Annotated in this window: 13 protein-coding genes and 1 tRNA gene; 7 read left to right on the top strand and 7 right to left on the bottom strand. The window is 36.7% G+C overall.

The window, feature by feature from the left end; genetic code table 11:
• Nucleotides 1-165 precede the first annotated feature (165 nt).
• The 3 genes from ACR2MV_RS11015 to ahcY all read right to left on the bottom strand — a co-directional run bounded on the left by ACR2MV_RS11015 (nt 166) and on the right by ahcY (nt 2,459).
• Nucleotides 166-239: transfer RNA gene (locus ACR2MV_RS11015), tRNA-Ala, on the bottom strand.
• Between the two features lie 19 nt (nt 240-258).
• Nucleotides 259-1,056, bottom strand: a complete 798-nt coding sequence (locus tag ACR2MV_RS11010; protein ID WP_434021967.1) for a universal stress protein — start codon at nt 1,054-1,056, stop codon at nt 259-261.
• A gap of 86 nt (nt 1,057-1,142) precedes the next feature.
• Entirely contained in the window at nt 1,143-2,459 is a 1,317-nt protein-coding gene (ahcY, locus tag ACR2MV_RS11005; RefSeq protein ID WP_434021966.1) for an adenosylhomocysteinase, read from the bottom strand.
• Nucleotides 2,460-2,514: 55 nt separating this feature from the next.
• On the opposite strand from ahcY, the gene ACR2MV_RS11000 reads away from it, so the two are divergent.
• The 7 genes from ACR2MV_RS11000 (at nt 2,515) to ACR2MV_RS10970 (ending at nt 8,185) form a co-directional block, all read left to right on the top strand.
• The gene (locus tag ACR2MV_RS11000; protein WP_434021965.1) at nt 2,515-3,141 is read left to right on the top strand and encodes a 4'-phosphopantetheinyl transferase superfamily protein; all 627 of its coding nucleotides are present in this window, start codon (nt 2,515-2,517) and stop codon (nt 3,139-3,141) included.
• A 47-nt stretch (nt 3,142-3,188) separates the two neighbouring features.
• Complete coding sequence (locus tag ACR2MV_RS10995) at nt 3,189-3,923, top strand: geranylgeranylglyceryl/heptaprenylglyceryl phosphate synthase (protein ID WP_434021964.1); 735 nt, start codon at nt 3,189-3,191, stop codon at nt 3,921-3,923.
• Nucleotides 3,907-4,167, top strand: coding sequence for a thiamine-binding protein (locus ACR2MV_RS10990; RefSeq protein ID WP_434021963.1), 261 nt, complete (start codon nt 3,907-3,909; stop codon nt 4,165-4,167). The genes ACR2MV_RS10995 and ACR2MV_RS10990 overlap by 17 nt, the downstream gene beginning before the upstream one ends.
• Nucleotides 4,151-4,774, top strand: coding sequence for a nicotinamide riboside transporter PnuC (gene pnuC, locus ACR2MV_RS10985; protein WP_434021962.1), 624 nt, complete (start codon nt 4,151-4,153; stop codon nt 4,772-4,774). The genes ACR2MV_RS10990 and pnuC overlap by 17 nt, the downstream gene beginning before the upstream one ends.
• Nucleotides 4,744-5,340 carry an AAA family ATPase gene (locus ACR2MV_RS10980; RefSeq protein WP_434021961.1) on the top strand — a complete coding sequence of 199 codons (597 nt, stop codon included), beginning with the start codon at nt 4,744-4,746 and terminating at the stop codon, nt 5,338-5,340. Before pnuC ends, ACR2MV_RS10980 begins: the two co-directional genes overlap by 31 nt.
• Before the next feature lie 27 nt (nt 5,341-5,367).
• Nucleotides 5,368-5,775 (top strand): alternative ribosome rescue aminoacyl-tRNA hydrolase ArfB, encoded by a 408-nt coding sequence (arfB, locus tag ACR2MV_RS10975; protein ID WP_434021960.1) that lies wholly within the window; start codon nt 5,368-5,370, stop codon nt 5,773-5,775.
• 226 nt (nt 5,776-6,001) lie between these two features.
• Nucleotides 6,002-8,185, top strand: coding sequence for a TonB-dependent receptor (locus tag ACR2MV_RS10970; protein WP_434021959.1), 2,184 nt, complete (start codon nt 6,002-6,004; stop codon nt 8,183-8,185).
• 129 nt (nt 8,186-8,314) lie between these two features.
• Here ACR2MV_RS10970 and ACR2MV_RS10965 read toward each other — a convergent pair whose 3' ends face one another.
• From ACR2MV_RS10965 to ACR2MV_RS10950, 4 genes are all read right to left on the bottom strand, one after another.
• The gene (locus tag ACR2MV_RS10965; RefSeq protein WP_434021958.1) at nt 8,315-8,872 is read right to left on the bottom strand and encodes a Tll0287-like domain-containing protein; all 558 of its coding nucleotides are present in this window, start codon (nt 8,870-8,872) and stop codon (nt 8,315-8,317) included.
• Between the two features lie 9 nt (nt 8,873-8,881).
• The gene (locus ACR2MV_RS10960; protein WP_434021957.1) at nt 8,882-9,301 is read right to left on the bottom strand and encodes a rhodanese-like domain-containing protein; all 420 of its coding nucleotides are present in this window, start codon (nt 9,299-9,301) and stop codon (nt 8,882-8,884) included.
• Nucleotides 9,302-9,384: 83 nt separating this feature from the next.
• The gene (locus ACR2MV_RS10955; RefSeq protein WP_434021956.1) at nt 9,385-10,806 is read right to left on the bottom strand and encodes an MBL fold metallo-hydrolase; all 1,422 of its coding nucleotides are present in this window, start codon (nt 10,804-10,806) and stop codon (nt 9,385-9,387) included.
• Between the two features lie 81 nt (nt 10,807-10,887).
• Nucleotides 10,888-11,252: sodium-independent anion transporter (locus ACR2MV_RS10950; RefSeq protein ID WP_434021955.1), on the bottom strand; the 365-nt coding region annotated here is incomplete at its 5' end.

The raw sequence follows: 11,252 nt of genomic DNA, 5'->3' as shown, positions 1-11,252 counted from the left end.
GATTAACTGCGTTGATCCCAAAGGGGTGCGCCCGATCAAGTAAAAAGAAATTAATCACTTCGTGATTTCTCTTTTTTATTTTATCTGGCTAGTCCTCGAATTTCATTCGGACCGATTCATATAAAATAAAAAAAGCCTTCTATCGAAGACTTTTCTTTTTCCTTGTGGAGCTACGGGGATTCGAACCCCGGACCTCTTGACTGCCAGTCAAGCACTCTAGCCAACTGAGCTATAACCCCAAAATTTTAGAAACACAAATTACGACATTCCTTTTAAAACAAGCAAGGGAATACTGCTATCAAAATCAATTTTTTTAACGCGATCATTTTCCCATAATTTCTTGAAAAATCCGCGTTTTCTGCGGATAACACATAACATATCGGGTTTCTCTTCGCGTAAGTACTCTAAAACACCCTGATACACTGTTGCATTTGTGGTTGGAATCAATTGACTGATATGACTTTTAAGCGTATCGTTAAGTTCAAGATCTTTGGCATCAAGCTTTGGCGTTTTGACCTGTAACAGATTGATGGTTGACGAAAAAGTATCCTTGATCTTCACTAACAGATCTAAGGTATTCACTGATTTGAGAGATCCGGATTTAAGGGTCATCAAAATCTTTTTGATTGGTTTAAAAGTGACGTTTTTTGGAATAATCAAAACAGGAACCTTGGTGTCTTTTATAATATTTCCAGTAATTTTTCCTAAAAAGATATTTTCGTCTGCACCATCATTTTTCGTCGAAGCAATAATTAAATCAATTTGAAGGAGCTTACTTAATTGCTTTAAAGTATCAATAACAGTATATCCTTTCAAAGTACTTGTCATGATTTCTACATTCTTTCTGTCAACCTTTTTAATATGATCCTTTAAAATGGCTTTACTATCTCTTTCCAGGATCTGATCCACCTTGAGAATACTTCCACTTATTTTAGGACTGCTATATACGTGAACCAGAAAAATTTTGGCCCCGACTGCATCCGCAAAATCAATTGCGTATTGGAGCGTATTTACCGCGTGTTCATTACTACCTACTGGAACTAAAATATTTTTCATCAGTTTAAATTATAATATAGACGGTTAAAAATAAAAAAAACTTCTAAGTAAATACCTAGAAGTTCTCATTTTAAATAACTTAAAGATTAGTATCTGTAGTATTCAGGTTTAAATGGACCTTCTACTTTGACACCAATATAGTCTGCCTGATCTTTTCTCAATTCCTCCAATTCTACCCCTATTTTTTCCAGGTGCAGTCTGGCAACTTTCTCATCGAGATGCTTTGGAAGCATATAGACTTTGTTCTCATATTTATCAGAGTTATTCCATAATTCCAACTGAGCCAATGTTTGATTGGTAAAGGAATTACTCATTACAAAGCTTGGATGACCTGTTGCACATCCTAAATTTACCAAACGCCCTTCAGCTAACACTAATAATTCTTTCCCGTCAATAGTATATTTATCAACCTGAGGTTTGATTTCAACTTTCGTGTCTCCAAAGTTTGAATTCAACCATGCCATATCAATTTCATTGTCAAAGTGACCGATATTACAGATAATAGCCTTGTCTTTAACAGCTCTAAAGTGTCTTTCCTGAACAATATCCTTATTACCGGTTGTTGTGATTACGATATCAGCTTTATCAATCACATTGTCCAATTTTTTAACCTCAAAGCCTTCCATAGCAGCCTGAAGCGCACAGATAGGATCAATTTCAGTAACAATAACCCGAGCTCCTGTTCCTTTGAACGAAGCTGCCGTACCTTTACCTACATCACCATAGCCAGCCACAACAACAACTTTTCCAGCCATCATAGTATCTGTTGCTCTTCTAATTGCATCCACAGCACTTTCTCTACAACCGTATTTATTATCAAATTTTGATTTGGTCACAGAGTCATTTACATTGATTGCAGGCATTGGTAAGGTACCTTCCTTCATTCTGTCATACAAACGATGAACTCCTGTTGTTGTTTCTTCAGATAAACCTTTGATATCTTTTACTAATTCCGGGTATCTGTCTAAAACCATGTTAGTCAGATCTCCACCATCATCCAAAATCATGTTCAATGGTTTTTTGTCTTCACCAAAGAATAAAGTTTGTTCGATACACCAATCAAATTCTTCTTCAGTCAAACCTTTCCAGGCATAAACTGATACTCCCGCTGCTGCAATTGCCGCCGCTGCCTGATCTTGTGTTGAAAAGATATTACAAGAACTCCAGGTCACTTCAGCACCTAATTCAACAAGTGTTTCAATTAAAACCGCCGTTTGAATGGTCATGTGCAAACAACCAGCAATTCTGGCTCCTTTAAGAGGTTTTTCTGCGCCAAATTCTTCACGAAGGCTCATAAGACCTGGCATTTCAGCCTCAGCCAATTCAATTTCCTTTCTTCCCCAATCTGCAAGATTGATGTCTTTCACCTTATATTTCACGTAAGTCGATGTTTCTGAACTCATTATTTTTATATTTGTTTTGAGTTTTCAAAAATACAAAATACCGATTAAAGTTTGTATGCCTATTTATAAAATCATTAATTCAAGTAATAAAACCACAATTTACGTCTGGAAAATTGAAGAATCATTGGATGACTTAAAAGATGATCTGAGCCTTACGGAGCACAGTTTGACAAGATTGAATGGTATGAAATCTGAATTACATCAAAAAGGGTTTTTAAGTGTCAGGAAATTGCTAAATTATGCTGGTTATCAAGATTTTAACCTTTCTTATAATACATATGGAAAGCCTTTTCTGGATGATGATAAACATATTTCCATCACGCATTCCTTTAATTTTGCGGCCATTTTAATAAGTGATCGAGAGGCTGGAGTTGATATTGAAAAGAACCGGGAAAAAATCGTTCAAATTCATCATCGATTCGTCAATACCGAGGTGGATTCTCTTTCCAATGAGGATTTGGTGAAACAGCTTACGGTAATTTGGGGAGCAAAAGAGTCGATGTATAAGACATATCCCTATGGAGGATTGAGCTTTCATGACCATATAGGGATCAATCCTTTTTTGTTTGCTGATGGTAGGTCAACGGGAAGAGTTATATTTGACGACTGGAAGAAGGAATATGAAATTAATTTTGAATTCTTTAAGGAAGGCTTTACCCTTGTCTATGCCTTGGAAAAATAGCATTAAATTTTATATGCAGTAATTGAGACTGAACCTAATGAAAAAGTATGATTTACGATTTTTTTATATCGGCAATTAATGAGGGTAGAAAATTACTCGCAATTCTCTTGGATCCGGATAAGTTACAGGAGAGTATGCTGGATGATCTTATTCCAAAGATAAATGAATCGTCGGTAGATGTAATTTTTATAGGAGGAAGTACGGTTCCGAAAAATGCAACCGATTTATTGGTTCAACATCTAAGAAAGAGAACATCAAAACCGCTGGTCTTGTTTCCGGGACATTTCGATCAGATCACACCATTGGCTGATGGAGTATTGTTTTTGTCGCTGTTGTCAGGCAGAAACCCGGAGTATTTAGTGAATCAACAGGTAAATGCTGTTCCCTACATTGAAAATACAGATTTAGAAGTGATTCCAACAGGTTATATTTTAGTTGATGGGGGAAAAGAAACAGCTGTTCAGAGAGTCAGTGGAACGACACCCATTGCTGCCGAGAATATTGAAAAAATTAGCAGAACTGCTACAGCAGGGATGTACATGGGTAACAAATTAATATACCTGGAAGCAGGAAGCGGCGCATTGAATCCCGTTGCAGCCGAAGTAATTCGTTCGGTAAAGAAAAAAATTTCCATTCCTTTAATTGTTGGCGGAGGAATCAGATCAACAATAGCATTGCAAGAAGCTTATGATAACGGAGCAGACATAGTTGTCATCGGTACTGCCTTTGAAGAAAACAGCGATTTACTTACAAAATTTAAGAAGGATGAACATATCTATTGATATCTCGATGTACCCGTTACATAAGGACTTTGAAAAGCCAATTATTGAATTTATTAAAGCGTTGAGAAAGTCTGATTTTCACATTGAAGAAAATGGTTTAAGCACACAAATATTCGGACCTTTCGAAGAAGTGATGGCTTTTGTCAATTCGAATATTCATAGTTCGTTACTTGAGGAAAAGAATTGCGTTTTTATTTTGAAAATAGTCACTGACGACAGATCCCATCATGCACCAGATTATTGAAACCCTGTTTGAACAGTATCAGGATTATCAGACTATTGATATTGTTTTAGAGATTGTCGCAGTCGTCTTCGGATTTTTATCTGTTTGGTTTTCGAAACAAAATAAAATTCTGGTCTTTCCCACTGGAATGATCAGCACCTCCATCTTTGTTTATTTATTATTTAATTGGGGATTATTAGGAGATATGATGATCAATGGGTATTATTTTCTGATGAGTGTATATGGCTGGTTTATATGGACAAGAAAGGTGGATGCTACCCATGTAACTCCTATCAGCAGGACTAACAGAAAAGAAAAACAACAATCCGTATTTATTTTCTTTGCTACGATCATTTTTGTATTTATTGTTTATTATTACAGTGATAAATGGAACAACTGGACCGCGTATGTTGATACGGTTACCACAGCCATCTTTTTTGTCGGAATGTGGCTTATGGCAAAGAGAAAAATAGAAAACTGGATATATTGGATTATTGGAGATGTGATTTCTGTTCCTTTATATTTGTACAAAGGACTTGCTTTTACAAGTTTTCAATATTTAGGATTTACATTTATTGCAATTTTTGGCTATTTAGCATGGAAAAAACACTTGAACAGCATCCGGTAAACTTGATTAAAGTTGTATTGTTTGGTCCGGAATCTACCGGAAAAACAACGATGTCAGAATTATTGGCAAAGCATTACGACACGGTATGGGTGGCAGAATATGCTCGTGAATATTTACAGGATAAATGGAATAATGAAAGGAAGACCTGTGAGGATTCCGATCTGATTCCTATTGCCAGAGGTCAGATTGCCTTGGAAAATAAATTGGCTCTCAAGGCTGATAAAATTTTGATATGTGATACCGATCTTTTGGAAACCAAAGTGTATTCTGAGGAATACTATGGTGGTTTTGTGCATCCTGAACTAGATACCTATGCCCTAAAGAATCAATATGATTTATATTTGCTAACCAATATTGATACTCCATGGGAAGCGGATGACTTGAGAGACCGTCCAGATCAAAGAAAGGAAATGTACAATGCCTTTGAAAACACCCTGCTAAAATATAACAGGCCCTATATTAAACTAAATGGGAGTATTAAGGAGCGGTTGAATGTGGCCACAACAGCAATCGATATGCTCTTGAATCAAAGGAAAAATTTAGATTCCTACTCAAGTGGATTGTAAGTGGCGACGAAATAAAATAACCATTCTATGTTTAACAGCAACAACTTAGTAAAGGAAATCTCCTTTTCCGCCGTACGATCGGGAGGACCCGGCGGACAGCATGCCAATAAGGTTTCTTCAAAAGTTGTCTTGGTATTTAATATTTTGGATTCTTCCTTGCTGAGTGCTGCACAGAAGGAAGTGTTGCTTCAAAAATTGGCACGAAAGCTCAACAGTCGAGGCGACTTGATCTTGACCTGTGACGAAACCAGAAGTCAGCATAAAAATAAAGAAATTGCAGTCAAGAGATTGACAAGTTTGATGGAGGGTTCATTAAAAAAAACGAAGAGAAGGGTCCCTACAAAAGTGAGCAGGGCTGAGAAGGCAAGACGCATTGAAGCCAAGAAAAAAAAGGGGTTAAAAAAGTCACTTCGGCAAAAACCCAGATGGGACTAAAAAATCTGTTTTTATTTTTTAATTAACGATTGTTGTTTACATTTGCAGTAATCTTAAAAGGGGTGCCAAAATACAGGCTGAGATTAAACCCATAGAACCTGGAACAGGTAATGCTGTTTAGGGAAGTGATTGATAGCCAAGCTATAAATAAAGGTATTATCAATTCGAATTTCACCTCTTTTTATTCGATTTTCATTAATTAATTCGTCCCCAATAGGGCAACAGAATGAAACGAATCATTATTATTTCTGCGATGTGCATAGGACTTCATGCATATTCTCAAGAGCAAAGTATTTTAAAAGACACCATTGACCTTGATGAGGTATTGGTAAAAGCGACAAGAGTAGATGAAAAGGCGCCTTTTGTCAGGTCTAATGTTACCAAAGAAGAAATTGAATCCAGAAACCTTGGGCAGGATATTCCTGTATTATTGAATTTTTTGCCAAACGTAGTGAGTACATCGGATGCCGGTAACGGAATTGGTTATACGGGAATTCGGGTGAGAGGTAGCGATGCGTCAAGAGTTAATGTAACGATTAATGGTATTCCTTTGAATGACAGTGAATCCCATGGTGTTTTTTGGGTAAACCTCCCTGATTTTGCGAGTTCCACACAAAGTATGCAGTTACAAAGAGGTGTGGGCTCATCAACAAACGGAGCAGGAGCTTTTGGAGCAAGTTTAAGTCTTTCAACCAATGGAATTCGGGAACAAGGATTCGCTGAATTAGGATTCTCAGGAGGATCGTTTAACACACTCAAGGCAAACGCTCAGTTTGGCACAGGAATTATTAAAAGCAAGGGTAAATTTAGTTCTGAATTTACGGGAAGAGTCTCGACGATTCAGTCGGACGGATATATAGATCGCGCTTCAGCAGATTTGAGATCAGTATATCTTTCTGCCAGTATTTTTAGTGAGACAACCCTGATCAAGGCCATTGCATTTGGAGGTCATGAGGTTACGTATCAGGCCTGGTATGGTATTGATGAGGAGACCTTAAAAAATGACAGAACATACAATCCAGCAGGAGAAATATACGACAAGGATGGAAACCTAACAGGGTTTTATGAAAATCAGGTTGATGACTATAAGCAAGATCATTATCAACTGCATGTAAATCATGATTTTGGAAACCAATGGACAGGAAACATAGCATTTCACTATACCTATGGAAGAGGGTTTTATGAACAGTATGAAAATGATGCTGACTTTGATGTCTATGGCTTTGAGCCTATCATTGTTGATGGTGAAGAAATAAATACAACTGACCTGGTGCAAAGAAAGTGGTTGGACAATGATTTTTATGGAACGACTTTTTCTTTGTTAAAGAATTTTGACAAGGTGAACTTTATTTTAGGAGGTGCATTTAACAAATATGATGGTGATCATTTCGGGGAGGTCAAATGGGCACAGTATGGAAGTGATATGATAAATCAGCGTTTTTATGACAATACGGGTAAAAAGACAGATTTCAATATGTATGCAAAGGCCGACTATACATTAAATAATAACTGGAGCCTTTTTGGAGATCTTCAGTACAGATATGTAGATTATAAAGTTGAAGGTGTTGATGAAGGACCAGTGGAAATTAGTATTGAGGATGAGAATAACTTTTTTAATCCGAAATTTGGTGTCAGTTACTTTTTAGAGAAAAGTAGTTTTTATGTGTCGTATGCAAAAGGCCATAAAGAACCAAAGAGGGCGGATTATTTGGCCAATAGTGATGTAAAACCAGAATCCTTGGATGATTTTGAATTGGGATGGAACTATAACACCGATAATTTTAGGCTAAAGACCAATATATACTATATGAATTATGTGGATCAATTAGTACTTACAGGTATGATTGACGATGTGGGAAATCCAATTGCAGATAATATCGGAAGTAGTTATAGATTAGGCCTTGAAGTTGATGCTGTTGTAAGATTCTCAGAGAAGTTTATTTGGCAACCTAATTTCGCCATAAGTACTAATAAGAACATTGATAAGTATTATGAGTTTGATGGAGAGTTAACAAATTTTGGCAATACAGACCTTGCTTATTCTCCTAATTTTATAGCTGCGAGTAATATAAAGTACCAGCCTCTGGAAAATTTTCAAATTAGTTTATTATCAAAATATGTTGGAGAGCAGTATATGAGTAATATCGCTTTAGAAGAATCAAAACTGGACGCTTATTTCATTAATGATTTGCAAGTAAGTTATGAGATTAGAACAGAAAAACTTTTTAAATCAGTTGTGTTTACAGGATTGGTGAACAATCTTTTTAATGTAAAATATGTGTCTAATGGTTATTTCTACACCTATGATGATACCTGGACCGATCCTGATCAGGTAACTACGATCACGGGTGCCGGTTACTATCCTCAGGCTGAATTAAACTTTTTGCTTGGAGTAAATCTTAAGTTTTAAGAAAGAAGCTAAAATTCGATTTTTTTTAAAAAGGGCCTTATTAAAAATGGGGCCTTTTTTTCTTCCATAAAGGGTAAGGATTGTTTTAAAAGGAAAAATACAATTGTCTAAAAAAGAGAAATACTCCTATCAGTTTTTAGGAAATGAAAGGCTCCACATTCCTCTGAGTTCGCCTTCTTTATAGCCGGTAGCAAGATCATCCGGATAGTTAGATTTGATAATAGAATCTGCAGATTTAGAAAGTTCTTTACCAGGTGTACCATGACACATCAAACACTTTTTCTCCATCAAAATAGGACTAAAGTAGTACACTCCCTCATTTTCAAAATTGACGATGGCTTGTAAGGTTTTGCCGTTTTTATGATCTGTTTGGAACTTTGTGAGCGCGGTTTTTTCGATTTCAGAAGGTTTATTTAAAGGATTTCTGATTTTTAAAGAAGTCCGTTTTATATAAACATTATTAGATTCAGACATCTTATCAGTAATTGGAATGGCTTCCGCGTTACAATATGCTATTGCTAATGGAATTCCTCCCTCTTTCATTTTTGACATCAGATTTTCGGAGAGTTCTTTTGCAGTGGATGCAACGATGAGATGTCCTTTTTCCTCTGCTTCTTTTTGACTCACGGTATCTTTACAGGAAAAAACAATCCCTGCTAAAAGAAAAATTAAGATGCTAGGTTTCACTGTTAAAATTTACTTTACGGTTTTCAATCCATCTTTTTCCCAGGCTATGATGCCACCGTCCAGATCATAGACCTTTTTAAAGCCAAGATCTTCTAAAACTTTGGCTGATCTTCCACTTCTTCCACCTACTTTACAGTACACATAAACGTCCTGATTTCGATCAAGCTCACCGACCAGTTCTTCAAAATTGTCTGCCTTGTAATCGATGTTGACGGAATTTTCCAAATGACCGGAAGCGAATTCTTCAGGAGTCCTGACATCGATAATCAGAATATCCTCATTTCGATTATTCAATTCACTTGGTGAAATCAAAGAAATTGTGGTTTCAGCTTCTTCTGTGGCTGATCCTTTCTTTTGTTTTTGACCACAGGATACCAGACTTATGCTTAACAATGCAATGAACAGATAATGAGATTTTTTAATTTTCATGACGATACTATTTGAATTGACTTTTACAATGTTACATAAAAAAAGGGAGTTTTAAACTCCCTTTCATTGCAGTCGTATCTATTTTATAATAAGGTCGTCGGACAAACATAATCTGTCATCGGAGCCTCCGTTTCCTTCAAATCCTTAAAACCTCCTCTAACATCAGTTACTTTTTCTACTCCATTTGCTTTGAATATGGAAGCAGCAACCAGCGATCTGTAGCCACTGGCACAATGCAGGAAGTATTCTTTTTCAGGATCAATCTCTGAGAAATTATCGTTGATAAAATCAAGCGGGAAGTTCTCGACACCTACAACATGTTCAGAGAGATATTCTGATTCTTTTCGAACGTCCACAGGTTTTTCCATTTCACCCCTGGCCAATTTCTCAGCAAAAAGATGCGCAGAAATCGAACCAATGGTATCTACCTCGAAACCATGGCTTTTCCAATTGGATAATCCACCTTCCAGGTAACCCATTGTATTGTCGTATCCAACTCTTGAAAATCTCGTTACAATTTCGTTTACCCTGTTTTCACTATCCGCTATAAAGATGATTTTCTGGTTTATATCTTTGATCAGCGCACCAACCCAAGGTGCAAAACTTCCGTCAATCCCTATGTACCAGGCTCCGGGTACGGTGCCTTCTTCAGCATATAATTCTTTACTTCTTGTGTCAACAACAAGAATGTCTTTTTGATCACTCAATTCTTTAAATGTAGCTGCATCCAAAGGAGTTGTTCCGTTATGCAGAATGTCTTCAATACTTGTATTGATCGTTTTATTCATTCGTACATTATTCGGGAAATATTGAGGTGGCGGCTTTAAACCTGTTGTTACTTCATCAATAAATTCTTCCTTGGTCATATCCGCACGAAGTGCATAGTTCGTTTTCTTTTGATTCCCTAGGGTGTCAAAAGTTTCAGAACTCATATTTTTTCCACATGCTGAACCAGCTCCATGATTTGGATAGACAATAATATCGTCAGGGAGGGTCATGATTTTGTTTCGAAGAGAATCAAACAGGTGTCCCGCCAAATCTTTTTCTGTCAATTTCCCCTGCTTTACCGCCAAATCAGGTCTACCTACATCACCAATAAACAAGCAGTCACCTGTGCATACATAGGGGGTGTTTCCCTCGCCATCAGTAATCAGATAAGAAGAAGACTCCATCGTATGTCCTGGTGTGTGCAGTAAGGTGATCTTACCATCGCCAAGAGGGAATTCTTCTCCATCTGTGGCATTGTATATGTCATACTCGGCAGTGGCATTTGGACCAAAAATTATTTTTGCACCTGTTTTTTGTGCAAGGTCATATTGACCCGAAACAAAATCAGCATGAAAATGAGTTAAGAATACATATTTAATTTGGGCATTATCAGCCTCCGCCATTCTCAGGTAAGGCTCCGTTTCTCTAAGTGGATCAATAACAGCAGCTTCTCCATTTGACTCAACATAATAAGCCATTTCAGCTAGACATCCTGTAAATAATTGTTCTACTTTCATTGTTTTTTAGTTTAAATTTACTCAAAGTTAGTCATTGAAGAATAATCTTTTGTAACACATGTTACTTGTTCTTCTAAGATTTTACCGATTGGATTGCTTTGTATATTGCTGATAACTATACCTTTTAGGAAGTTCAAAGCAATTATCTTTAAAACAATCTACGGCTTCCTGGTTACTCATAAAGCAATGATCGTACCGTATTTTTTTCATCAGTCTGGATTTAACCAATGTATCACGAACAGGTCCTTTTAACCCTGTAAATACCAGGGTGATTCCTTTGGATGTAAAAAAATCATGAATTTCCCCAAGCGCATAAATGGCGCTGCTGTCGACAGCATTCATACTTTCTGAATCAATCACGATTAATTCCAGGTCAGGCCCTTTTTCCTTGGCAAAAGCTTTTATTCGTTCTTTAAAATAGGCAATGTTTGCAAAATATAATTGAG

Origin of the sequence: Lutimonas sp. (genome assembly GCF_051011215.1) — a bacterium.
GTDB lineage: Bacteria > Bacteroidota > Bacteroidia > Flavobacteriales > Flavobacteriaceae > Lutimonas.
Note: the sequence above shows the minus strand (reverse complement) of the source record. Positions and strands in the feature narration are given on the sequence as shown.

Excerpts from the sequence above, each read along its gene's own strand:
- ACR2MV_RS10955 (WP_434021956.1), bottom strand. The coding sequence starts at position 10,806 with ATGAAAGTAGAACAATTATTTACAGGATGTCTAGCTGAAATGGCTTAT.
- arfB (WP_434021960.1), top strand. The coding sequence starts at position 5,368 with ATGTTTAACAGCAACAACTTAGTAAAGGAAATCTCCTTTTCCGCCGTA.
- ACR2MV_RS10970 (WP_434021959.1), top strand. The coding sequence starts at position 6,002 with ATGAAACGAATCATTATTATTTCTGCGATGTGCATAGGACTTCATGCA.
- ACR2MV_RS10980 (WP_434021961.1), top strand. The coding sequence starts at position 4,744 with ATGGAAAAAACACTTGAACAGCATCCGGTAAACTTGATTAAAGTTGTA.
- ACR2MV_RS10995 (WP_434021964.1), top strand. The coding sequence starts at position 3,189 with ATGATTTACGATTTTTTTATATCGGCAATTAATGAGGGTAGAAAATTA.
- ACR2MV_RS11000 (WP_434021965.1), top strand. The coding sequence starts at position 2,515 with ATGCCTATTTATAAAATCATTAATTCAAGTAATAAAACCACAATTTAC.
- ACR2MV_RS10960 (WP_434021957.1), bottom strand. The coding sequence starts at position 9,301 with ATGAAAATTAAAAAATCTCATTATCTGTTCATTGCATTGTTAAGCATA.
- pnuC (WP_434021962.1), top strand. The coding sequence starts at position 4,151 with ATGCACCAGATTATTGAAACCCTGTTTGAACAGTATCAGGATTATCAG.
- ahcY (WP_434021966.1), bottom strand. The coding sequence starts at position 2,459 with ATGAGTTCAGAAACATCGACTTACGTGAAATATAAGGTGAAAGACATC.
- ACR2MV_RS10990 (WP_434021963.1), top strand. The coding sequence starts at position 3,907 with ATGAACATATCTATTGATATCTCGATGTACCCGTTACATAAGGACTTT.
- ACR2MV_RS11010 (WP_434021967.1), bottom strand. The coding sequence starts at position 1,056 with ATGAAAAATATTTTAGTTCCAGTAGGTAGTAATGAACACGCGGTAAAT.